The following is a 23,143-nucleotide window of genomic DNA, read 5'->3' on the forward strand; positions in this document are numbered from 1 at the left end:
GGGGTCGATCTTTTCGCGGTTTGCGCTAAACCCGCGCCAACCCTCAGACCCCGGCGAGCGTTCGGACAGCGATGATCTCCTCCCCTCTCATGACCGTGATGGTCGATGCCGTGCGCAAGGCCGCGCGCGGGTTGAAGCGCGACTTCGGCGAGGTCGAGAACCTGCAGGTCTCCCGCAAGGGGCCCGGCAACTTCGTCTCGGCCGCCGATCGCAAGGCCGAGGAGGTGCTGCGCGACGCGCTGATGAGGGCGCGCCCCGGCTACGGCTTGGTGCTGGAGGAGAACGGGATCATCGAGGGCCAGGACAAGAGCCATACGTGGCATGTCGATCCCCTCGACGGCACCACCAACTTTCTGCACGGCATCCCGCATTTCGCGATCTCGGTCGGTCTCGAGCGTGACGGCCAGATCGTGGCGGGCGTGATTTACGACCCGATCAAGGACGAGCTGTTCGTGGCCGAGCGCGGCAAGGGCGCCTACCTGAACAACCGGCGCCTGCGCGTGTCCGGGCGGACCGACCTTGCCGACGCCCTCGCGGCCTACGGCACGCCCTATCTCGGCCGCGGCAATCATCCCCGCCTCCTGCGGGAGGTCGCCGCCGTGATGGCGGTGACGGGCGGTACGCGCCGCCTCGGCTCGGCAGCCCTCGACCTCGCCTACGTCGCCTGCGGCCGGCTCGACCTCTACTGGGAGCGGGACCTCCAGACCTACGACATGGCAGCCGGCGTGATCCTGGTGCGCGAGGCCGGCGGCTTCGTCACCTCCGCCGACGGCGCCACCGAGCCGCTGGCGTCGCGCTCGGTGGCCGGCGGCAACGAGATCCTGCATCGCGAACTCGTCGGCATCCTGCGCAAGTGCGGCGCCGCCTGAGGCGCCAAACACCCCTCCGGTCAGGCGGCCCTCGGCGTCATCCTGCAGGCGGAGATGCCGACGGCCGGCGAATAGATCCGCGGCCAGCCGATCCGCGTCATCGACCACGAGCGAGGGGCCGATGGTGCGTGCCGCTGCGAAGCTGGTCAGCGAGCGCGGCATCTGCCAAAACCCGCGCTGCCGACCGCTGAGAGAGCCTGCCGCATGGACGCCCGTCGCCACGTCGCCCTGAAGGAATCGATCCGCTCGATTCCCGATTACCCGAAGCCCGGGATCATCTTCCGCGACATCACCACGCTGCTCAGCGACCCGCGGGCCTTCCGCCGCGCCGTCGACGCACTGGTGCACCCCTATGCGGGCGGGAGGATCGATCAGGTCGCGGGGATCGAGGCACGGGGCTTCATCCTGGGCGGCGCGGTCGCCCACCAGCTCTCCTCGGGCTTCGTGCCGATCCGCAAGAAGGGCAAGCTCCCGCACAAGACCGTCTCGATCGCCTACGCGCTCGAGTACGGCACCGACGAGATCGAGATCCACGTCGACGCCATCAGGCCGGGCGACCGGGTGGTGCTGGTCGACGATCTGATTGCGACGGGCGGCACAGCGACGGCGGCGGTGACCCTGTTGAGACAGGCCGGCGCCGAGGTGGTGGCCGCCTGCTTCGTCATCGACCTCCCGGAGATCGGCGGCGCTCAGCGGCTGCGCGACCTCGGCGTCCCGGTGCGGACCCTGATGGAATTCGAGGGGCATTGAGCCGGGTCCGCGGCTCGCGGAAAGCCTCCCGCGCCTTGCCCTGAACCCTGCCCTGAACGTTGACTCCCGAAACCCCTTCCGCCATAAGCCGCCTCGTCGCGACGTGGCGCCCCGTTTGGGCGCCCTTCGCGCTTGCAGACAATTTCAGGACGCGAAGGTCCGGCGCGGAACCTGCCGCCCGCGATCGCGCCTCGACCTTTGGAGGCCTTGAGCCATGAAGAGAACCTATCAGCCGAGCAAACTCGTGCGGAAGCGCCGTCACGGCTTCCGCGCCCGCATGGCCACCGCTGGCGGCCGCAAGGTCATCGCGGCCCGGCGCGCTCACGGCCGCAAGCGCCTCTCGGCGTAATCCGATCGGCGCGCCCGTTGCGGCGCGCTCGACGGCCGCGCGCCGGTGGCAACGATCGAACGGCTGCGGCGACGGGCCGATTTCCTGGCGGCGGCCGCCGGCCGCCGCTTCCATACCGAGCGGATGACGGCTCAGGGCCGGATCCGCGAATCGGGTGAGCTGCGCGACGGTGTGCCCGCCACGGGACTGCATCTCGGCTTCACGATCACGAAGCGGGTCGGCCACGCCACCGAGCGCAACCGCATTCGGCGGCGCCTGCGTCAGGCCGTCGATGCCGTGGCCGAGGAAGCACCGGTGACCTCCGCCGATATCGTCCTGATCGCGCGCCGCCCGGCGCTCACCGCCCCCTTCGAGACCCTGAAGGACGACCTGCGTCGCGCGCTTGCAGCGGTCACGAAGCCGCGCGGGCCGAAGCCCGGCGGGTCGCAGGGCCGCGCCCCTGGTGCGGGCGATCGTGGATCCACACCTACCCGCCATAGCGGTCCCCGGGCGGACGCTCGGCCGATGACGGAGGCGGAGCGCCGCCTCCCCTCCCCCGATACTCACGCGTGCGACGGATCCAGCGATGGGCAATGACAAGACCAACATGATCGTGGCGATCGCGCTGTCGCTCGTGGTCCTGCTCGGCTGGAACTACTTTGTCGCGGCGCCCCGCGTGGAGCAGCAGCGGCAGGCGACGGCGCAGAACGCCGCCGCTCAGCAGAGCCCCGGCGTGACGCCGGACGGCATTCCCTCTCCGAGCCCGAAGGAGGGCGGCCCCGCCGCACCCGCTCCCGGAACCCTGCCGAACCAGGGTGCACCCGAGCCGCGCGAGGCCGCGCTCGCCCGTTCGCCCCGCATCCGGATCGAGACCCCGGCTCTCAGCGGATCGGTCGCCCTGAAGGGCGGTCGCATCGACGATGTCTCGCTGAAGAACTACCACGAGACCGTGGACGACAAGAGCCCGCGCATCGTCCTCTTCTCGCCCGCCGGAACCGAGACGCCCTACTATGCCGAGTTCGGATGGGTGGGCCAGAATGCGGGCGCGCTGCCGACGAACGAGACGGTTTGGAAGGCGGATGGGGAGGTGCTGTCTCCCGGCAAGCCCGTCACGCTCAACTGGGAGAACGGCGCCGGCCTCGTGTTCCGCCGCATCCTCGCCGTCGACGACAAGTTCATGTTCACGGTCCGCGACGAGGTCGAGAACAAGGGCGGGAATGCGCTGACCCTCTTTCCCTACAGCCTTGTCTCGCGCTGGGGTAAGCCGCACACCCAGGGCTATTACGTGCTGCACGAGGGCCTGATCGGCGTGCTCGGCGCTGATGGCCTGCAGGAATACACCTACGACCACCTTGCCAAGGAGCCCGCCTACGGTGGCCCGACCACGAAGGGCAAGGCGTGGGCAAACGTGACCGGTGGCTTCGTCGGCATCACCGACAAGTACTGGGCCGCCGCAGCGATCCCCGATCAGGCGACCGCCTATACCGGCGCCTTCACCGAGCGCTCGGAGGGCGCGACCAAGGTCTACCAGGCCAGCGTGCGCGCCGACGGCCGCAGCGTCGAGCCGGGCGCCACGGTCGCCTCGACCCAGCGCCTGTTCGCGGGCGCCAAGGAGGTCAACACCATCAATGCCTACGAGCGGGACCTGAGCATCAAGCAGTTCGATCTGATGATCGACTGGGGCTGGTTCCACTTCATCACGAAGCCGATGTTCCGGGCGTTGGACTTCTTCTTCCACCTCTTCGGCAATTTCGGTGTCTCGATCCTCGTCGTGACCCTGATCCTGAAGATCTTCTTCCTTCCGATTGCCAATCGCTCCTACGTCTCCATGGCCAAGATGAAGGCTGTCCAGCCGGAGATGCAGTCGATCCGCACGCGCTATGCGGACGACAAGATGAAGCAGCAGCAGGCGATGATGGAGCTCTACAAGAAGGAGAAGATCAACCCGGTCGCCGGTTGCTGGCCGGTCTTGATCCAGATCCCGGTCTTCTTCGCGCTCTACAAGGTCCTGTTCATAACGATCGAGATGCGGCACGCGCCGTTCTTCGGCTGGATCCAGGATCTTGCAGCACCCGATCCGACGAGCATCCTGAACCTCTTCGGCCTGCTCCCGTTCGCGGCGCCCGACTTCATCCATCTCGGCATCTGGCCCCTCATCATGGGTGTGACGATGTTCGTCCAGATGAAGATGAATCCCGCGCCGCCGGACCCGGTTCAGGCGCAGATCTTCACCTTCATGCCGATCATCTTCACGTTCATGCTGGGCTCGTTCCCGGCGGGTCTGGTGATCTACTGGGCCTGGAACAACCTCCTCTCGGTGATCCAGCAATACGTCATCATGCGCCGCAACGGCGTGAAGGTTGAGCTTTGGGACAATCTGAAGAGCACGTTCCGCCGCTCGTCATCCGAGAAGGCGGCGGCCAAGAGCTGACCGTGAGGGCATCCAGGGCCGCGGCGTGAGCCGCGGCCTCGCTAGCGACATGACAGATTCTTCCGAGATCGATCCCACCCTCATCGAGGCCGGCCGTCTGCTCTTCGCGGGTGCGGCCGACTTCTTCTCGGCCGCGCCCTCCCTGGGCAGCCTGCCCCCGATGAAGGGTGTCGAGATCGCCTTCGCCGGCCGCTCGAACGTCGGCAAGTCGAGCCTCGTGAACGCGCTGACCGGACGGACCACGCTCGCCCGCACGTCGCACACGCCGGGGCGCACGCAGCAGCTCAACTTTTTCGACATTGGCGGCCGCTTCACCCTCGTCGACATGCCGGGCTACGGCTTCGCCGCGGTCGAGAAGGCCAAGGTCGCCGCGTGGACGGAGCTGATCCACGCCTTTCTGCGCGGCCGGGCCAATCTCGCCCGGGTCTTCATGCTGATCGACAGCCGCCACGGCCTCAAGGCGATCGACACCGATGTCCTCGACGGCCTCGACAAGGCGGCGGTGAGTTATCAGATCGTGCTGACGAAGGGCGACGAGCTCAAGAAGTCGGAGGTCGAGGCGCGCATCCGCGGCACCGAGGCTGCGATCGCCCGCCGTCCGGCCGCCTATCCCGACGTGCTCCTGACCTCGAGCCGTGATTCCCGCGGGATTCCCGAGCTGCGGGCGAGCATCGCTCGGCTGATCGCCGAGCATGGCGGCTGAGGCGTCCGCGCGATGACGCCGAGCCTTGCCGATCGCCTCCTCCTTGCCCTCGGCGCGTCCGCGGGACTGCTCGGCGTCGTTGGCAGTGCAGCGGCCGCGCACAGGCCGACGGAGGGCGATTCGCTGCGCATCGCGGCGCAGTTCCTCCTCTTCCATGCGCCCGCCATTCTCGCGATCGTCGGCCTCGGTCGCGCCGGCTTGATGGGTCCGCTCGTCGCGCGAGCCGCCGCGGCGATCCTGCTCCTCGGCCTCGCCCTCTTCTGTGGGGACCTTGCCTTGCGGGCGCTCGCGCAAGTCCCCCTGTTCCCTAAAGCGGCGCCGAGCGGCGGCATCCTGCTGATGCTCGGCTGGCTCCTGGCTGCTCTCGCTCCGCTGCTGCCTCGCCGCGGACGCTGAGGATCAGGCCGCCGGGATGACTTCGGTGCGCACTCCGGAGCCGGGGGCGCGCGGTGTCCGCGCGAGGCAGGCCGCCTCCTCGGCGGGCATCGGCTTCGCGAAGTAGAAGCCTTGCATGCTGCGGCAGCCGAGGCGACCGAGCAGCATCATCTGCGTGTGGGTCTCCACGCCTTCCGCAACGCAGTCGATCCCGAGTTGCTGGCACAGTCCGATCACCGACCGCACGATGTCGCGGCAGGTGCGGTTCGTCAGGATCTCGCTCGTGAAGGACCGGTCGATCTTCAGCTTGTCGATCGGCAGCCGGTGAACGTAGCTTAGGCTGGAGAAGCCCGTGCCGAAATCGTCGAGGGCGATCGACACCCCGAGTTCCTTGAGGGCGTCCAAGGTCTGCTTCGCGGCTGCGAAGTCTCCGATGATCGCCGTCTCGGTCACCTCGAAGGCGATCCGGCCAGGTGTGACGCCGCTCGCACGGACGATGTCGGCGACCCGAACGGCGAAATCCGGCATCGTGATGTCGCGCGCTGACAGGTTGAAGTAGAGGTGCACGGTCGGCGGCCATGTCGCGGCAGCCTCCAGAGCTTTGGTCAGCAGCACGTCGGTCATCAAGCCGATGAGGCTGGTCTTCTCGGCGGCTGTCACGAACTCGACGGGTGAGATTGCCCCGATCTCCGGGCTGGTCCACCGGGCGAGAGCCTCGAAGGCGATGATGCCATCGCGCTCCGCATCGATCACCGGCTGGAAGACAAGGCTCAGCTCGCGCCGGAAATCCGCGTTCCGCAGGGCTGCCGCCACACGATTCGCGCGGCTCATTCGTTCCTCCTGCTCGCGGGTGAAACGCTGGCAGCTTGCTCGCGGATCGAGCTTGGCTTCGCGGAGGGCGTAGTGGACCTGCTCGTGAAGATGAGCCGCATCGCTGCTCGCAACCTGCGCGCTCGCGAGTCCGATCGAGACGCCGATACGGACGATCCTATCCGGCAAAAGGAAGGGCGCCCGCAATTCCTCTTCGATCTCTGTGCAGCGTGCGAACGCCTCGTCTCCGCTCAGTCCGAGCCCGAAGATCAGGCCGAATTCGTCGCCGCCGAGGCGACCGAGGGTGTGCGGGGCGCCGCAAATGCCGACGAGCCGGAGCGCGGCCTCCCGGAGGATCTCATCCCCGACCGCGTGGCCGTACATCTCGTTGACGGTCTTGAAGCCGTCGATGTCGATGACCGCGAGGTGAATCTCGGCATCGGGAGCAGCCGACGCGACGATAGCCTCGAGATCCGCGAAGAAGCTGCGCCGGTTCGGCAGGCTCGTCAGAAGGTCGAGCCGAGCTAGATTTCGTGCCTCCGCACTGACACGTTTCAGCTCGCCATGCTGCCCGACCAATCGATGGAAGCTCTTCGAGTACAGCAGGATGAGGTACAGGACCGCCACGCCGCTGACCAGAAAGGTGACCGCCGCCGCCTGCATCGTGTCGCTTCCGATGGCCATGGAGGCGATGGAGACGGGAACGAGGCCCGAAAGGGCAGTGAACCCCGCCGAGCGTACGTGCATGAGGCTGACCGCGCACAGGATGATCGTGAATGCGTCGTAGAACAGCCCCAGCATCCGCAATTCCGGAGTTCCGTAGGGGGCGAGGCTGAAGCTCCACGCGCAGGTCGCCAGCACGAGAAGGCCGGTCAGCAGGTTGACCTTGATGATCTGCCGGTTCGCCGTCGCCGGCCTGGTTTCGCGTCGGGCGAGCTGCAGATGACGGCCGCTCCGGAGGGTGAAGGCGAGGAGCAGGACGGCGAGCGGGCCTGCGGTCAGCCAGAACGGAGCAACGTCCAGATAGGCGTAGCTGAGAAAGAGGGCGTTGCAGCTGTGCACCGCGTAGAAGAAGGGCGCATTTTTCGAGAGTGCCCTCGCCTGCGCGAGCCTGACGCGCAACGTGGTCTCGGTCGCTGCCGGGACGGTCTCATGGGGTGATAAGGCCATCTTCGCCAATGCCATCGACCGATCAAGTACGGTAGTTTGATCGACGGTCGCACTGAACTGACAAGGAACAATGAATATCCGTAGGAAAGGTATCTCTCTCGGAATGCTAGTCTCAGAACATTAAATGTTTAAAGATACCTGATCTTCGCAATGCTGGTCATCGCACCTGCTGTGCTGCTGAAATCAGAGGTTGATTGCGAGCGTCATGCGGCCGATCTGACGTGGTGAGATCGGCCGCGATCTGTCGGCATCCTTAGAGGACATCCGCCGAGCAGGTTTACCCGCGATCTGCGGTACAGGTCAGCCGGGAATCACCGGCGGGTGATAGGTCAGCGTGAAGGCGAGCGCCCAGAGGAGGAACAACACCACCGGCAAATGGATCAGCAGTTGCAGGAAGCTGAAGCCGACGATATCCCGCGCCTTGAGGCCGAGGATCCCTACCAGGGGCAGCATCCAGAACGGATTGATCAGGTTGGGCAGGGCTTCGGCGGCATTGTAGACCATCACCGCCCATCCGAGATGGACCTTCAGCTCGTTGGCCGCCTGCATCACGTAGGGCGCTTCGAGCAGCCACTTGCCGCCGCCCGAGGGGACGAAGAAGCCCAGCACCGCCGAATAGACGCCCATCGAGAGCGGAAAGCTTCCGGTGGTGTTCAGGCTGACGAAGGCGTGGGAGATGACGTCCGACGTCGAGACACCGGCACTGTTCTTGGCGCCGGTCAGCATGGCGCTGATCGCCGCGTAGAGCGGGTACTGGATCAGGATGCCGGCGGTGGCGGGCACGGAACGCGCGACCGCAACCAAGAACCTCTTCGGGCGCCAGTGCAGCAGCAAGCCGAGCGTCAGGAACAGGAGGTTGTAGGTGTTCAGGTTCGAGATCGCGGTAATCCAGGATTGCCGCGCGAATTCCTGAACGATCCAGCCCGCCGCGATGGCGACGAGGAGCACGGTGAGGAGCGGCGCGTGCTCCAGCCATTCGCCCGGCTGTTTCGGACGGCCGAGATCGTCGCCCTCCTTGGCGACATCGACGTTCAGATCCTCGGCGGTCACCGCGTTCGCCGGACCGGGGGCCGACACGTAGGCGATGGCCACCGAGATGACGAAGAGGATCAGCGCGACCAGCATGGATTGCCAGAGAAAGATCGTCTCGCTGAACGGGATAACGCCGGTGATGGCGAGGAGCGCCTTCGGCAAGCTCGCCGGGTTCGCCTGGAGCTGCGCGGCCGAGGAACTGAGACCGAGGGCCCAGGTGGCACCGAGGCCGAGATAGGCCGCAGCACCCGCCGCTCGGTAGTCCATGCGCAGGTCCGTGCGCCGCGCCAGCGCGCGGGCGAGGAGGCCGCCGAAGATCAGGCTCAGGCCCCAGCTGAGGAACGAGGAGAGCATGGTGGCGGCCGCGACGAAGCCCACGGCGCCGCGCCCCGACCTGGGGAGGCGAGCGAGGCGGTCGATCAGGGCCTGAACGGGTGGCGAGGTCGCCACGACATATCCGCCGATCGTGACGAAGACCATCTGCATGGTGAAGGGGATCAGGCTCCAGAATCCGTCGCCGAAGCTCTTGGCGACCGCCATCGTCGGGGCGCCGTTGAGCAGGGCGCCGAGTGCCACGATCACGACGGCGATGGCGACGAAGATGAAAGCGTCCGGAAACCAACGCTCGGCCCACGCCGTGAAGCGGATGCCGAGCTGCGCCAAGCGGCCCTCCTCGCGGCCGGTGGCCGGCGCGCCGGGTGGGTGCGGTGCGATCTGTCCGCTCTCTGTCGTCTGGTTCTGCATCGAGCGCCTCGTCCGGGCTCGAGTCAGGATCGGGCCCACGGCGCCACTCTCGCGGAGGCCGGGCCGCGCCTCAAGCGCCGCCGCGACCGGCGGCGCCGGATCCCCTGACAATCCGCCGCTCATGCGGCGCAGGCGGTTCCCGGGACGAGGGCGGAATCGGCGAAGCGCTCCAGGAACCCGGCCACGCGCTCGATCGGCATCGGCCTGTGGAAGTAGAAGCCCTGCATGGTCTCGCAGCCGAGAGACCGCAGGAGAGCCATCTGCCCCGCGCTCTCCACACCCTCGGCCACGCAGCCGAGGCCGAGATTGCGGCTCATGAGCAGCATCGTTTCCACGATGTCCTGGCAGACCGGGACGCTCTCCATCTCGCTCGTGAAGGATCGGTCGATCTTGAGCCTGTCGAGGGGCAGGCGATGAACGTAGCTGAGGCTTGAGAAGCCGGTGCCGAAATCGTCGAGCGCGATGCGGCAACCGATCGCCTTCAAGCCCTCAAGGTTCGCTTTGGCCTGCTCGAAGTCACCAATGAGCGCGGTTTCCGTCACCTCGAAGGTGATGCGCTCCGGTGTGACGCCGCTCTCGGCGATGATGCGCCCCATCCGGCGCACGAGATGGGGCGAGATGATGTCGCGCGCCGACAGGTTGAAGGAGAGCCCGATATCAAGGGGCCAGAGGGATACCGGGGCCAGCGCCTTCCGAAGGAGGAGTTCGGTGATCGGTTGAATCAGGTCCGAGGATTCGGCCACCGGGATGAACTCCGAGGGCGAGACCAGTCCGAGAAACGGGCTGTGCCAGCGCGCAAGGGCCTCGAAGGCGACCACCCGGTTGCGCACCACGTCCACCATCGGCTGCATCAGGACAAGGAGTTCCGCCTCCAAGTCCGCCTGGCGCAGGCCCTGCACGATCAGGTCTCGTCGCCGCAGGGCTTGGTCGAGATCCTGCGTGAACACGATCGTCGATCCGCGGGCATTCGCCTTGGCATGGTAGAGCGCGCTGTCGGCCCGCTCGATGATGCGGTCGGGCTTGTCCTCGTGGGCGAGCGCCGCCGCGAAGCCGATCGTCGCACCGACATGGACGACGCCCTTGGCGAGGCGGATCGGCTGCGACAGGGCTGCCGCGAGCGATGCTCCCAGTTCGGCGGACGGTACGCACCCGTTGGGTGCCGCGACGACGATACCGAATTCGTCGCCGCCGAGGCGCGCCAGGAAGACATGCTCGTCGCAGAACGCGTGCAGGCGGCTGCCGATCTCGCGAAGCAGCGCGTCCCCTGCCGGATGTCCGTAGGTGTCGTTGACGGGCTTGAACCCGTCGAGGTCGATCAGGCCGACCTGGACCTCGAAGCCGCTTTCCTTCCGTTCGCCCAGAACAGCCTGCAACTTCGAGAAGAAGCTGCGGCGGTTCGGGAGGTTCGTGAGGAGGTCGACGTTGGCGAGGCGCAGATTGTCGTCGCTGAGCCGCCGAAGTTCGCTCGTCTGCTGCACCAGCGAGGTGAAGACCCGATGATACACGAAGACGAGATAGGAGGTCGTGACAGCAAGCGCGAGGAACGCGACCGCGATGGCGCGCAGCGTCCCGTTGCCCGTCGCGAAGAAGTACAGGCTCGCCGGGAGTGCGATCGTCACGGCCATCAGCGCCGCCGAGCGGACATGCAGCAGGCCGAAGACGCAGGCCATGATCCCGAACACGACGAAGAACATCACGTGCATGCGCGTGTAGACGTCGCCGAAGCTCATCAATGCGAGGCACCAGATCAGGAGCGAGACCAGCAGCACAACGACCATCGCGTTGAGCATGCGCAACTGCCGGTAGGCGACCGCCGCATCGAGCGTGGCCTTCGAGAGCCGATGATAGGCCCGACACCGGATGACGGACACGGATCCCACGACCGCCATCGGGAGGTAGGTGAGATACGCCGGCGCGACACCGGCATGCGTGTAGACGAGCAGCGCGGCGTTGAGGGTCATGATGCCGAAGAAGAGCGGCGCCTGTCGGCTGACGGACTTGATCTGCGCGATGTGCAGGTCCGGACGATCGGGCGCTATCCGGAACAGGCTGAGGAAAGTAACGAGATGTCGCATGCTTGTCGTCTCGTGACTGCTCTGGACAGCATTCTCAGCGCGCCGTGTTGACGTTTAGCATTCAACGCGTGAAGGCCCGCTTGATCGACACGAGGTGAGTCAATCTGCTTTCGAGCAGATTATGCTCATCGCTATCGAATCTGACAGCGCACTCGCCGAGGCGATCGGATGATGTGGCGGAATTTGCTTCAATCTGCCGGGGCGCTGACGGCGCGTGAAGTCAGGGATTTCAGATCCGCGCGCCAGCCGCAGTTTATGTCCCCCAGCCTCGAAATATCACCGATCCGCGAGCGCGCTTCAGATCGTGTGGTGCCCGTGCGATGGGAGTGGTGAAGCCCTGCGGAAGGGCGGCGAGGCGGGGAGCGCGATGAGTCGGACCGAGAAAGAGAAGATGCTCGCGGGTGATCTCTATCACGCGGGATGTCCTGAGCTTCAGGCCGATCTTGCGCAGACCCGGGCTTGGCTCGTGCGCTACAATGCCTCGCTCGGTCTCCCGGCGTCGGACCGGCGGCGGTTGCTCGCCGAGCGCCTCGCCGAGGTGGGGCCGGATGCGGTGATCCGGCCGCCCTTCTTCTGCGATTACGGCTACAATGTCGCGCTCGGCACCGGCGTCTTCCTCAACTTCAACTGCGTGATCCTCGACGTCGTCTCCGTTCGGATCGGCGATGGCACCCAGATCGGGCCGCTCGTGCAGATCCTGACCGCGGACCATCCGCGCGATCCGGAGGTCCGGCGGTCCGGCCTTGAGTTCGGGCGGCCGATCAGCATCGGGCGCAACGTCTGGATCGGCGGCGGGGCGATCATCCTTCCCGGCGTCACCGTCGGCGATGACGCGATCATCGGAGCCGGCAGCGTGGTCGCGCGCGACGTGCCGGTGGGGGCCACGGTGGTCGGCAATCCCGCCCGCGCCGTGGCGCCCCGTTCTGCCTGACCTCGCTGTCGGGCAGACGCCGCGGTCAGGCGGCGTCGTGGTGGCCGTGATGGTGGCCGCCCCAGCCATGCTGCAGGTAGAGGCCCATCGGGTCGAGGCCGGCATCGACCTCTCCCGATCGATGCGAACCGCGCCCGGAGCCGCAAGCCTCGTCGGAGCCGCGGAAGACGAAGGAATCGTCGAGGCTCGCCAGCGGATCCTCACCGCCGGAATGACCGTCATGCCGGTGGTGATGAGCGCCCGGGCGTTCGTCAGTGCCGCGCTCGGTCCCGTCTTCGGGAGCGGGCGTGGGTGGCGTCCCGGCAATCGGCGCATCAGGCCCCGTGACCGGATCCGCCGGCGCAGGGGATGCCGGCTCGGCAGGGTTGGTGGGCGCGCCGACGCCGGGTCGGACACCCTCGTAGTCGATGCCGTCGAGGTCGAGATGGGCCACGTAGCTGCCGAGCCCGTCGCGGTCGGCCTGGGCGTGAACATCGGCGACCTTGTCCGAACCGCTGACGTACTCGATCGCGATGACGTCCTTTCCGGCGGCGAGCATCTTGTTCATCAGCCCGAGGCTGTGGGCGGTCTCGTCTGAGGGCTGCTTTTGGCCGGAATCGGTGTAGTAGAGATTTTCCTTGAACATGCCGTCTATGGCATTGAAGTAGGTGTCGTTCGTCAGAAGTTCTTCCGCGTTGTTCACCCAGATCTTGAAATTCGGATTCTGAGCCCGCGCATGATCGGCTAGGTATTTCACGAGGTCGGCCATTGCCTGAGCCGGGTCGGCGACGTGGCTCTTCGCCCAGGCGGTCTGATACTCGTCGACGACATCGAAATAGGCGCCATCGTAGCCTGCCTTAACGAGGTTATCGACGTACGTCGTCGCGACCTGCCTCCAGGCATCCGTCCAGTACGCAACCTCGAAGTTTCCCTTCCATTGAGGATTCTCCGGTCCGAGCGCCGAGGCCGGAATCGTCTTGAAATAGTCGCGGTATGTCTCCGCTTCGCCGATGCTGAAATAGCCCAGCAACAGGTGCGGGTCGGCCGAACCGCCTCCCATCTGCGTCACCTGATCCCGCGTCCACAGCGTGCCGTCCTCGTCGTAGGCGTCGATCACGCGAACGTCGAAGGGCGAGGCTGCGACTTGCGCGGGCGAGATGCCCTGCAGAAGATAGAGGCCAGTCTTCGGCATTTAATCCTCGTTAATAACAAATGAAGGGCGCGCTTTACAAGAATCAATTGTGGCGAAACGGCGGCACAGCAAACATCTGTGATCAACGGTACTCATTCGGACTGAGAAGATTTGCTGAAATGTCTGCGAGTGAGCCGAGTGAAATACCTTGGCTGAGAGCAGGTTATCCGCAATTGCTCGGGTTCCGCCTCATCGGACGGCCAGGCTCATCAATCCGAGAGCCGGTCAGGACATCATCCCTTGTACCGGCGCGCGGTGGCGCTGAGGAAATCCACGGCCGGGCCCTGCCGATCGGTGAACACGCCTGCTGTCAACGCGCCGCCGTAGACTGCAGCCGTGTCGAGGTTCGTCCGGTGGCGCTGCACGTCCGGCTGGCCCGATGACAAGGGCGTATGCCCATGCACGACGTGCCGGCCGAAATCGAAATCCTGGGACAGGAAGGGTTCACGGATCCAGATCCGGTTCTGGATGTCGGGATCGGGCGGCGTGCAGCCGGGCCGGAAGCCCGCATGGACATACCAGCGCTGTTCATCCTCGTGCACGCTCGGAAGGGTCTCGATCCAGTCGAGCACGTCGCCCGGAAAATCCTCGATCGCGTCGAGGCCGAACGAGGCGAGCGTCTCACCCCCGCCATTGCGAAGCCAATGCTCGGTGGCGCCCGGGGTGTGCAGGCAGGCGAGCAGCATCGCTTCGTGATTGCCGAGGAGGCAGGTCACCCGCTCCGGATCGTTCCAGTGAAGGCGCCTGACCATCCGGATCACGCCCGCGCTGTCCGGACCGCGGTCGATGTAGTCCCCGAGGAAGACGAGGTGGTGGGGCCGGCCTGCCCGGTGCGCCTCGATCTTTGCCAGGAGGGCCTCGAGCAATTCGCAGCAGCCGTGGATGTCGCCGATGGCGTAGGTGAGAGCGTCGGTCATCGCCCCACACTGTTCCCGCGCGGGCGCACAAAGAAAAGCCCCGGCGATCCACTGAGGATCGCCGGGGCACATCGTCGGCTCAATTCAACGTGGCATTCGCCGGGCGCCGCTCAGCGCCGACGGTGGTGTCGCCGAGCATCAGGCCCATGGGACCGACATGCACCGGCACCGTCTCGCCGTCATGCACCTTGCCGGACAGGATCAGCTCGGCGAGCGGATCCTGCACGTTCTTCTGGATCACCCGCTTCAAGGGTCGCGCCCCGTAGGCCGGGTCGTAGCCCTTGTCGGCGAGCCAGGTGCGGGCCTCCTGGTCGACGTCGAGGGTAATATTGCGCTCCTCGAGCAGGCGTCCGAGCCGGGCGAGCTGGATGTCGACGATCGCGCCCATCTCCGACCGCTTGAGGCGGTGGAACAGGATGATCTCGTCGACCCGGTTCAGGAATTCCGGCCGGAAGTGGCTGCGCACCACGCCCATCACCTCGTCGCGCACCGCATCGGTGTCCTGCCCCTCGGGCTGGTTCACGAGATACTCGGCCCCGAGATTCGAGGTCATGATGAGGAGCGTGTTGCGGAAGTCGACCGTCCGCCCCTGCCCGTCCGTGAGCCGCCCGTCGTCGAGCACTTGGAGGAGCACGTTGAACACGTCCGGATGGGCCTTCTCGACCTCGTCGAACAGGACGACCTGATAGGGACGCCGGCGCACGGCCTCGGTCAGAGCTCCACCCTCCTCGTAGCCGACATAGCCCGGGGGCGCGCCGATGAGCCGGGCGACGGCGTGCTTCTCCATGTATTCCGACATGTCGATGCGCACGAGCGCCGTATCGTCGTCGAACAGGAAGCCGGCGAGCGCCTTGGTCAGCTCCGTCTTGCCGACGCCCGTCGGCCCGAGGAACATGAACGATCCGATCGGCCGGTTCGGGTCCTGCAGGCCGGCGCGCGCCCGGCGGACCGCCGTGGCGACGGCCTCGACCGCCTCGCGCTGGCCGACGACTCGCTTCGACAGGGCCTCCTCCATGGCCAGGAGCTTCTCGCGCTCGCCCTCGAGCATCTTGTCGACGGGCACGCCGGTCCAGCGGGAGACGACGCCGGCGATGTGGGTCGGCGTCACCGCCTCCTCCATCATCCCGTCACGCGCCACCGCGCTCTCGGCCTGCGCCTCGATCTCGGCGAGCTGCTTCTCCAGCCCCGGTATCACGCCGTAGGCGAGTTCGCCTGCGCGCTGGTATTGGCCCTGGCGCTGGGCGTTGGCGAGGTCGGTTCGGGCCTCGTCGAGCTTGCGCTTCAAGTCGGCCGCGGCGCCGAGCTTGTCCTTCTCCGCCTTCCAGCGCGCGGTGATCGCGGCGGATTGCTCCTCAAGGTCGCCGAGCTCCTTCTCCAGCCGTTGGAGACGGTCGCGGGAGGCGGAATCCGATTCCTTCTTCAGCGCTTCCGCCTCGATCTTCAGCCGCACGATCTCGCGGTCAATGTTGTCGAGTTCCTCGGGCTTCGAGTCGACCTGCATGCGCAGGCGCGAGCCAGCCTCGTCGACGAGGTCGATCGCCTTGTCGGGCAGGAAGCGGTCCGTGATGTAGCGGTTCGAGAGCGTCGCGGCCGCCACCAGCGCCGAGTCCTGGATGCGGACGCCGTGGTGCTGCTCGTACTTCTCCTTGATGCCGCGCAGGATCGAGATCGTGTCCTCGACGGTCGGCTCGGACACGAAGACGGGCTGGAAGCGCCGCGCCAGGGCCGCATCCTTCTCGACATGCTTGCGGTACTCGTCGAGGGTGGTGGCGCCGACACAGTGCAATTCGCCGCGGGCGAGCGCGGGCTTCAGGAGGTTGGAGGCGTCCATCGCCCCATCCGCCTTGCCGGCGCCGACTAGGGTGTGCATCTCGTCGATGAACAGGATGATGCCGCCCTCCGCGGCCGTGACCTCGGAGAGCACGCCCTTCAGCCGCTCCTCGAACTCGCCGCGATACTTCGCGCCCGCGATCAGCGCGCCCATGTCGAGGGCCAGCAGCGACTTATCGCGTAGGGATTCCGGCACGTCGCCGTTGACGATGCGAAGCGCCAAGCCCTCCACGATCGCCGTCTTGCCGACGCCGGGCTCACCGATCAGGACCGGGTTGTTCTTGGTGCGCCGGGACAGGACCTGAATCGTGCGGCGGATCTCCTCGTCCCGGCCGATCACGGGGTCGAGCTTACCCTCGCGGGCCGCCTCGGTCAGGTCGCGGGCGTACTTCTTGAGTGCGTCGTAGGCGTTCTCGGCGCTCGCGTTGTCGGCGGTCCGGCCCTTGCGCAGCGCGTTGATCGCCGCGTTGAGCGAAGCTGCGGTGACGCCCGCGGCGGCGAGCGCGCGGCCGGCCTCCGTGTCCTTCTCCACTGCCAGCGCGAGGAGCAGGCGCTCCACCGTCACGTACGAGTCGCCCGCCTTCTCGGCGGCCTTTTCGGCGGTGTCGAACAGGCGCACGAGTTCTCGCGTCGCCTGCGGGGGCGCCGCATTGCCCGAGACCTTGGGCTGCTTGTTCAGCCACGCCTCGACCTGCGCGAGCGCCACGCGGGACTGGCCGCCGGCCCGGTCGATCAGGCCCGAGCACAGGCCCTCGGGGTCGTCGAGCAGCACCTTGAGCAGGTGGCCGGGCTGCAATTGAGGATGTCCCTCGCGCATCGCGAGGTTCTGCGCCGCCTGGACGAAGCCGCGGGCGCGCTCGGTGTACTTCTCGAAATTCACGTGTCTGCACCTCCCCGTACCGGCGATCCGCCGCCCGCCCCGCGGCACGGCCTCGCCGAAACGCCGCCCTCCGGCTCATGCCGCAGAGGGCCCCAGCGCCACTGGGCCGCCGGTCTCCGGGATGTGGTGTTGCAATTCGGCACCACAAGGGTTCGGCCGGGACTTGCGCGCCGGAGAATTTCAGGGTCACGCTTCGCACATGGCTCAGCGTCCGACCCTCCACCTCTCCGCCCTCTACCGCTACCCGGTGAAGGGGTTCAGTCCGGAAGCGCTCGATGCGGCGAGCCTGGAGACGAGCGGATACTTCCCGGGCGACCGCCTCTACGCGATCGAGAACGGGCCTTCCGGGTTCAACGCGGTGGCGCCGCGCCACCTGCCGAAGATCAAGTACTTGATGTTGATGCGCGACGAGGCCCTGGCACAGCTTCGGACACGCTACGACGACGCCACGGCGACGCTCCATGTCGAGGGCGGCGGCGAGCGCTTGTGCGCGGATCTCTCGACCGTGCAGGGGCGCGCGGTCCTGGAGGATTTTCTGCGTCGCTTCATGCCGGGCGCTTTGCGCGGCGAGCCAAGGGTGCTGACAGCGCCGGAGCAGTACCGCTTCACCGATTCTCGGACCGGATTCGTCTCCCTCATCAATCTCGCGAGCGTGGGCGCCGTCGAGGCGATGGTGGGCCGGCCGGTCGACCCGCTGCGCTTCCGCGGCAACCTGTTCGTGACAGGCCTGGAGCCCTGGGCCGAACTCGGGATGGTCGGTGCGGTCCTCGAAGGACCGGACGGCTTGCGCCTCCGGCTGACGAAGCGCACCGAGCGTTGCGCGGCGACGAACGTCGACCCCGCGACCGGGGAGCGCGACGTGGAGATTCCCTGGAGCCTGGACCGGCACCTCGGCCACCGCGATTGCGGTGTCTATGCCGAGGTCGTCGCAGGCGGAACGCTGCGGGTCGGCGACGCGCTCACAATGACCGGGTGAGGCGCGCCCTCCCCTGTCTTGCGCCGCTCATGAGGCGCGGCCCGCGGTCCGCACGGGATCTGCGTGGCGACGCTCGCAGCTGATCTTGAGATATCGCTGATCGCCACCCGGGAGCCCGGCTGCGGCGGCAATCGTCTGGGCCTGCAGCAGGCACTCCATCGGCGTGCGGGCGGGGGTGACGATGACGTCGAGGGCGGTCTCGCGGGAGCAGTCCCGGGCGAGCAGTGTGCCGGCGCAGACGAGCGCGACGGAGAGCAATTCAGGCATGACGGACCCCTTGATCGCGATGACGAGAAGGTCCGCGGTGGTGCTCTGGCGTTCGAGCCGCCGCGTGATTGTTGCCTCGGCGTGTCCTCTCTGTTCTCGTTGACCGACGAAGCACGCCTGGTGCCACGTCGGTGTCTGCAACGTCCGATGCGGCCCGCTCAGGGAGGGCCGGCCTTTCCGGACCTCAGTCCCGCACGGTCAGCCATGCCGGCTCCGGATCCTCCGAGGGGATCAGCGCGGCCACGGCGTCGAGGTCGACGGTGAAGTTCTGCGTTAAGAGGTGCCAGATCTCCGCGGAACTCGCCGCTTTCAGGCGGATGCCCTCGACAGCGGTCGAGAGCAGGTTCGCGTTCGTCAAAACAGGGCGGGCGACAAGCGGATCGGCGTTCAACATCGGAGAATTGGTCCTGTTCGGCTCCGTCAGAATTCACCGACATGGTTAACAAGTCGTTTACGGTTCGAAAACCCGGTTCCGCTCCATAAAGATACAACTTTTGATCACTAATTCTGCTTCAGGTCAGTAGAGCCCTGGGATCGCGCCGATACAGATACAGCGCAGGCTTGTCGAACTTCGGCGGCTCTCGCACTCACGTTGCGCCACGTGGGATGCTGCCCACCAGGCCGGAGACGCCGAGCCGCTCGCCGTCTCGTGATTCGTGGCCGATCGATTCGCGCGCCGCAGGCTTCGCAGGGCGCCCCGCGTCATGTAGAAGCCCGCGCGCGTCCGCCGTCCCTCTTCCAACGGTTTCAGAGGCACCGATGACCGATCTGCCGAACGTGCACGTGCGTGCCGAAGTTCTGGCTCAGGCCCTGCCGCACATGCAGCGCTACGATCAGGAGATCGTGGTCATCAAGTATGGCGGCCACGCCATGGGCGACCGGGCGGCGGCGGAGGATTTCGCCGAGGACGTCGTGCTTCTCGAGCAATCCGGCCTGAAGCCGATCGTGGTGCATGGCGGCGGCCCTCAGATCGGCCGGATGCTGGAGCGCCTGGGCATCCAGTCCGAGTTCCGCGGGGGCTTGCGCGTCACCGACGAGGCCACCGTCGAGGTCGTCGAGATGGTCCTGGCCGGCTCGATCAACAAGCAGATCGTGGGCTGGATCTCCGCGGAGGGCGGGCGGGCCATCGGCCTGTGCGGTAAGGATGGCAACATGGTCCGCGCCAAGCGAGCGATGCGGACCATGAAGGATCCGGAGAGCCAGGAGGAGAAGGCCCTCGATCTCGGCCTCGTCGGCGAGCCGGAGCACGTCGAGCGCGGCGTCCTCGATGCGGTGCTGAAGGCGGAACTGATCCCGGTGCTCGCTCCCGTCGCCTACGGGGCCGACGGCCTGACCTACAATGTCAACGCCGACACCTTCTCGGGCGCCATCGCCGGCGCTCTGAGGGCGAAGCGCCTCCTTCTGCTGACCGACGTGCCCGGCGTCCTCGACAAGGACAAGAACCTGATCCCCGAACTGACGGTGGAGGATTGCCGGCGCCTCATCGCCGACGGGACGATCACGGGCGGCATGATCCCGAAGGTCGAGACCTGCATCTATGCGATCGATCAGGGGGTCGAGGCGGTGGTCATCCTCGACGGCAAGGTGAACCATGCGGTGCTGCTGGAACTGTTCACAGATTACGGGGCGGGAACCCTGATCCGCCGGAATTGATCCGGTCGCACCGGCTTGGGAGCGTCCGGGACGGCCCGGGCGCTTTCCTTTTGCGGCCAAGGCGTCCATCTTAAGGAGCCCGGCCGACGCCTCGCGGCGTCCCAAGCTGAAGCGCAAATCCTTGTTCTCTCCGGCCAGCAGCCACTTCACCACCAGCGACGCCAGACGATTCGAGGGCGTCGATACCTGGGTGTTCGACCTCGACAACACGCTCTACCCGAGCGATGCGCGGGTCTGGCCCCAGGTGGACGAGCGCATCACGCTCTACGTCATGCGGCTCTACGGCCTCGACGGTCTCTCCGCCCGGGCCCTGCAGAAGCATTTCTATCACCGCTACGGCACGACGCTGAAGGCGTTGATGATCGAGGATGGCGTCGAGCCCCACGACTTCCTCGATTTCGCTCACGACATCGACCATTCCTCGATCAAGCTCGATACCGCCCTCGGCGATGCGATCGAGCGATTGCCCGGCCGCAAGCTGATCCTGACGAACGGGTCCCGCCGCCATGCGGAGAACGTCGCGGGGAAGCTCGGCATCCTCGACCATTTCGAGGACGTGTTCGACATCGCGGCGGCCGACTTCGTGCCCAAGCCGGAGCGCACGACCTACGAGCGCTTCCTCACCCGCCACGGCGTCGATCCGCGTCGCTCTGCCCTCTTCGAGGACATCGCCCGCAATCTCGTGGTGCCGCACGACCTCGGCATGGCGACGGTTTTAGTGGTGCCGCCGGTCCTCGACCCGTTCCGCGAGCGCTTCGAGCAGGAGGCGGTCAAGGAGCCGCACATCGACTACATCACGAACGACCTCGCCGGGTTCCTGGCCGATCGCGTGCTGCCCTCGGACGGCACGGGGCGAGCGGCGTGAGCGCGCTCGCGGAGGCGAAGGCGCCGAGCCTCGCCGAGATCGAGGAACTCGCCTTCGCCGCCTACGAGCGATTGCCGGAGGCGTTCCGCAGGCTCTGCGCGGGCATTCAGATCCTCGTCGACGACTTTCCCGACGAGGAGACGATCACCGAAATGAATTGCGAGAGCGAGTTCGACCTGCTGGGGCTGTTTCGGGGGATCGGCCTCGCCCAGTCCGGCGAGATCGCGACGGGGCAGATGCCGAACATGGTTTGGCTCTACCGGCGGCCCCTCCTCGACTACTGGGCCGAGCACGACGAGACCCTCGGGCACCTCGTCACCCACGTCCTCGTCCACGAGATCGGCCACCATTTCGGCCTGTCGGACGCGGATATGGACGCGATCGAGGCGGCCGTCGACGCGCCCTGAGCCTCAGGGCGAGCCGGGCTCGCGATCCTCGCGGATGCGCCGCAGCAGGCTGATCTTCGGCCGGCGCGAGCGGAACTGGCCCCGCTGGATCGAGACGAAGACGAGGATCGCGACGGTCAGTGTCGTGAACCACCACATCACGGCGAGCCCGATGCCGATGCAGGCGATCGTGTAGGCGGTGGCGATGGCCGCCATCGCGCCCGGGGCCAGCGCCGGAGCGTTCTGCCCGATCCGGTGGATCGAGGCGTAGAGGGCGTAGGCCGCCGCGAAAGCGCCGACCACCCCGAGCTCGTACCAGAACTCGAACAGCATCGTGCTGGGGGCATTGCCGGGCAGCAGGTTGTAGGCGCGTCCGCGCAGGGCCGTCTCGAAGCCGTGGCCGGTGAACAATCGCACGGGTTCCGACGTCACCACCTTCTGCCACGCCTTGAGCGAGAGCACGCCGAGATTGCCCGATCCCAGGATCGTCGCGCCGATCGGCCGGCCGATGAAGGGGATGAGCGGCGCCAGCGCGAGGAGCGCCGCGGTGATCGCCGCCGTGAGCGCCACGCCGACGCGGGGGCTGACGGTCGTGAGGAGGAAGGCGCAAGCCCCGACCGCCAGAGCGATGATCTGCGTCGCCTTCGGCGAGGCGGCGATGGCGGCGGCCACGATCAGCGCGGTGACGAGGGCTTCGCGGTCGCGGTGGCGCGAGCGCAGCCAAGCGATGGCCGGCCATACGAGCAGCGAGAGCATGATCAGGCCGCGGTCGAGGATCTGATCGTCCTCCACGCCGCTCCGGACCAAGCTGTCGCCGAACAGGCCGATCATCACAGCCACGATGCCGCCCGCCGTGACCCCAAGCGGCAGCAGGTAGAGATTGGCGGAGCGCATCCTGTCCGGCAGGGCGAGGTAGCCGGCGAGGGTCAGCAGGATGGTGGCCAGGATGTTCAGCACGCGCTCGGCGGCCGAGCCGAGAAAGGGCGTCCAGGCGAGCGACAGAGCCGCCCAGAGGAGCACGAGGGCCCCGGCCAGGAAGGCGGGCGAGCGCACGAGAGCGGCGAGGGCCGGGCGCAGCGAGCGCTGCCGCCCGTCGAGGGCGCTCGCGAGGATCAGCAGGACGATCGCGATCGGTGTCAGGACGACCGTCGCACGCCGGCCCACCTGCGCGACCACCGGGATGATCACGAAAAGGCCGAAGAAGCCGACGCGACGCAGGAGGGCCGCCGCATCGAGCGCCGGATCGACGGTGGTGTTGGACGCGCGCGACATGATGCGACTGACAGACCGTGAGCCGGCGCGGGGGCCTCCGACCGCGCGTGCCGTTCTCTCCTAGAGCAGGCGAAACCGAGCGGCTGTAGACCCTGGGCAACACATACTGTCACAGCCGCCGCCGGCTGTGCAGGCCACCCCCGCGCTGATCGCTTGGCAAGGCGCCTCGGTCAGGCCGCGGACGTCTCGGGCCGTGGGCGCCGCCGCATGGCGCGTCGTCCGACGTCGGAGAGAACCCTCAATCCGCCCCAGGCTGCGAGGAAGCCGATCAGACCGGCGACGATCCCGTCGGCCGTGGTCGGCACAGCCGGCCGATAATCCTGGTAGGTCGCTCGGGCGACCGCCATGTCGGGATCGCGGATCACGGCTGCCAAGCGCCCGAGCGGGCTCGTCGCCTCCCGCAGGGCCTGCTGCTGGGCGCTGAGCTGGGCGAGGCGCTGGATATCGGCCCGCGCCGCCTCGCCCCGCCGGGCGACGAGGCTGTCCGGGTTGGTGCGCAGGCGATCGACGGCGCCCTCGCGGCTATTGCCGGTGGCGCGGGCATCTGATTCGAAGGTCTCGACGCTCCGGCGCAACTCGTCGACGGCGCCCCCGAGGCGCTGGGCATATTGCTGCGCGAATTCGGGAGCCTGCGCGGCGATGACGCCTCCGAGGAGCCCGAGGGCGAGCCCCAGCGTGCGAAAGACACGGAACACGAATCCACCTCTC

The 23,143-nt window shown here is 67.1% G+C and carries 22 protein-coding genes; 12 read left to right on the forward strand and 10 right to left on the reverse strand.

Annotation, left to right across the window (positions count from 1 at the left end; translation table 11 throughout):
- The first annotated feature begins 71 nt into the window (after nt 1-71).
- The 7 genes from J2X36_RS07885 to J2X36_RS07915 all read left to right on the forward strand — a co-directional run bounded on the left by J2X36_RS07885 (nt 72) and on the right by J2X36_RS07915 (nt 5,477).
- Nucleotides 72-869: an inositol monophosphatase family protein gene (locus tag J2X36_RS07885; RefSeq protein ID WP_310347929.1), complete on the forward strand. Its 798-nt coding sequence runs from the start codon at nt 72-74 to the stop codon at nt 867-869.
- Nucleotides 870-1,073: 204 nt separating this feature from the next.
- Nucleotides 1,074-1,619 (forward strand): adenine phosphoribosyltransferase, encoded by a 546-nt coding sequence (locus J2X36_RS07890; protein ID WP_132252943.1) that lies wholly within the window; start codon nt 1,074-1,076, stop codon nt 1,617-1,619.
- A 214-nt stretch (nt 1,620-1,833) separates the two neighbouring features.
- On the forward strand, nt 1,834-1,968 hold the full coding sequence (rpmH, locus tag J2X36_RS07895; protein WP_012253788.1) for a 50S ribosomal protein L34: 135 nt from the start codon (nt 1,834-1,836) through the stop codon (nt 1,966-1,968).
- Nucleotides 1,969-2,013: 45 nt separating this feature from the next.
- Nucleotides 2,014-2,544 (forward strand): ribonuclease P protein component, encoded by a 531-nt coding sequence (gene rnpA / locus J2X36_RS07900; protein WP_310348001.1) that lies wholly within the window; start codon nt 2,014-2,016, stop codon nt 2,542-2,544.
- Complete coding sequence (gene yidC / locus J2X36_RS07905) at nt 2,534-4,378, forward strand: membrane protein insertase YidC (RefSeq protein ID WP_310348005.1); 1,845 nt, start codon at nt 2,534-2,536, stop codon at nt 4,376-4,378. Before rnpA ends, yidC begins: the two co-directional genes overlap by 11 nt.
- A gap of 49 nt (nt 4,379-4,427) precedes the next feature.
- On the forward strand, nt 4,428-5,081 hold the full coding sequence (gene yihA, locus J2X36_RS07910; protein WP_310348008.1) for a ribosome biogenesis GTP-binding protein YihA/YsxC: 654 nt from the start codon (nt 4,428-4,430) through the stop codon (nt 5,079-5,081).
- A 12-nt stretch (nt 5,082-5,093) separates the two neighbouring features.
- Nucleotides 5,094-5,477 carry a DUF423 domain-containing protein gene (locus J2X36_RS07915; protein WP_310348011.1) on the forward strand — a complete coding sequence of 128 codons (384 nt, stop codon included), beginning with the start codon at nt 5,094-5,096 and terminating at the stop codon, nt 5,475-5,477.
- A gap of 3 nt (nt 5,478-5,480) precedes the next feature.
- On the opposite strand, the gene J2X36_RS07920 is transcribed toward J2X36_RS07915, so the two are convergent.
- The 3 genes from J2X36_RS07920 to J2X36_RS07930 form a co-directional block, all read right to left on the reverse strand.
- Nucleotides 5,481-7,388: an EAL domain-containing protein gene (locus J2X36_RS07920; RefSeq protein WP_310348014.1), complete on the reverse strand. Its 1,908-nt coding sequence runs from the start codon at nt 7,386-7,388 to the stop codon at nt 5,481-5,483.
- Nucleotides 7,389-7,736: 348 nt separating this feature from the next.
- Complete coding sequence (locus tag J2X36_RS07925) at nt 7,737-9,212, reverse strand: TIGR00366 family protein (protein WP_310348017.1); 1,476 nt, start codon at nt 9,210-9,212, stop codon at nt 7,737-7,739.
- Nucleotides 9,213-9,331: 119 nt separating this feature from the next.
- The gene (locus J2X36_RS07930) at nt 9,332-11,287 is read right to left on the reverse strand and encodes an EAL domain-containing protein (protein WP_310348020.1); all 1,956 of its coding nucleotides are present in this window, start codon (nt 11,285-11,287) and stop codon (nt 9,332-9,334) included.
- Nucleotides 11,288-11,654: 367 nt separating this feature from the next.
- On the opposite strand from J2X36_RS07930, the gene J2X36_RS07935 reads away from it, so the two are divergent.
- Nucleotides 11,655-12,218, forward strand: coding sequence for a sugar O-acetyltransferase (locus J2X36_RS07935; protein WP_310348023.1), 564 nt, complete (start codon nt 11,655-11,657; stop codon nt 12,216-12,218).
- A 25-nt stretch (nt 12,219-12,243) separates the two neighbouring features.
- Here J2X36_RS07935 and J2X36_RS07940 read toward each other — a convergent pair whose 3' ends face one another.
- From J2X36_RS07940 to clpB, 3 genes are all read right to left on the reverse strand, one after another.
- Nucleotides 12,244-13,389: an endo alpha-1,4 polygalactosaminidase gene (locus J2X36_RS07940; RefSeq protein WP_310348026.1), complete on the reverse strand. Its 1,146-nt coding sequence runs from the start codon at nt 13,387-13,389 to the stop codon at nt 12,244-12,246.
- 233 nt (nt 13,390-13,622) lie between these two features.
- Nucleotides 13,623-14,306, reverse strand: coding sequence for a metallophosphoesterase family protein (locus tag J2X36_RS07945; protein WP_310348030.1), 684 nt, complete (start codon nt 14,304-14,306; stop codon nt 13,623-13,625).
- A gap of 79 nt (nt 14,307-14,385) precedes the next feature.
- A complete protein-coding gene (gene clpB, locus J2X36_RS07950) occupies nt 14,386-17,016 on the reverse strand; it encodes an ATP-dependent chaperone ClpB (RefSeq protein ID WP_310348033.1) in 2,631 nt (876 codons plus the stop codon).
- Nucleotides 17,017-17,215: 199 nt separating this feature from the next.
- Between clpB and J2X36_RS07955 the strand changes: the two genes are divergently transcribed.
- Complete coding sequence (locus J2X36_RS07955) at nt 17,216-17,992, forward strand: MOSC domain-containing protein (protein WP_310348035.1); 777 nt, start codon at nt 17,216-17,218, stop codon at nt 17,990-17,992.
- Nucleotides 17,993-18,019: 27 nt separating this feature from the next.
- Here J2X36_RS07955 and J2X36_RS26840 read toward each other — a convergent pair whose 3' ends face one another.
- Complete coding sequence (locus J2X36_RS26840; RefSeq protein WP_405029750.1) at nt 18,020-18,400, reverse strand: hypothetical protein; 381 nt, start codon at nt 18,398-18,400, stop codon at nt 18,020-18,022.
- 43 nt (nt 18,401-18,443) lie between these two features.
- A complete protein-coding gene (locus J2X36_RS07965; RefSeq protein WP_310348038.1) occupies nt 18,444-18,653 on the reverse strand; it encodes a hypothetical protein in 210 nt (69 codons plus the stop codon).
- Between the two features lie 365 nt (nt 18,654-19,018).
- Between J2X36_RS07965 and argB the strand changes: the two genes are divergently transcribed.
- The 3 genes from argB to J2X36_RS07980 all read left to right on the forward strand — a co-directional run bounded on the left by argB (nt 19,019) and on the right by J2X36_RS07980 (nt 21,184).
- Nucleotides 19,019-19,912 (forward strand): acetylglutamate kinase, encoded by an 894-nt coding sequence (gene argB / locus J2X36_RS07970; RefSeq protein ID WP_132252991.1) that lies wholly within the window; start codon nt 19,019-19,021, stop codon nt 19,910-19,912.
- 121 nt (nt 19,913-20,033) lie between these two features.
- Nucleotides 20,034-20,777, forward strand: a complete 744-nt coding sequence (locus J2X36_RS07975; protein WP_132252993.1) for a pyrimidine 5'-nucleotidase — start codon at nt 20,034-20,036, stop codon at nt 20,775-20,777.
- Nucleotides 20,774-21,184 (forward strand): metallopeptidase family protein, encoded by a 411-nt coding sequence (locus tag J2X36_RS07980; RefSeq protein ID WP_310348044.1) that lies wholly within the window; start codon nt 20,774-20,776, stop codon nt 21,182-21,184. The genes J2X36_RS07975 and J2X36_RS07980 overlap by 4 nt, the downstream gene beginning before the upstream one ends.
- Before the next feature lie 3 nt (nt 21,185-21,187).
- Here J2X36_RS07980 and J2X36_RS07985 read toward each other — a convergent pair whose 3' ends face one another.
- Together J2X36_RS07985 and J2X36_RS07990 are read right to left on the reverse strand one after the other, a co-directional pair.
- On the reverse strand, nt 21,188-22,435 hold the full coding sequence (locus J2X36_RS07985; protein ID WP_310348046.1) for a peptide ABC transporter permease: 1,248 nt from the start codon (nt 22,433-22,435) through the stop codon (nt 21,188-21,190).
- Nucleotides 22,436-22,605: 170 nt separating this feature from the next.
- Nucleotides 22,606-23,130 (reverse strand): DUF2937 family protein, encoded by a 525-nt coding sequence (locus J2X36_RS07990; protein WP_310348049.1) that lies wholly within the window; start codon nt 23,128-23,130, stop codon nt 22,606-22,608.
- Nucleotides 23,131-23,143 lie beyond the last annotated feature (13 nt).

Source organism: Methylobacterium sp. BE186 (genome assembly GCF_031457035.1).
Classification (GTDB): Bacteria; Pseudomonadota; Alphaproteobacteria; order Rhizobiales; family Beijerinckiaceae; genus Methylobacterium; species Methylobacterium segetis.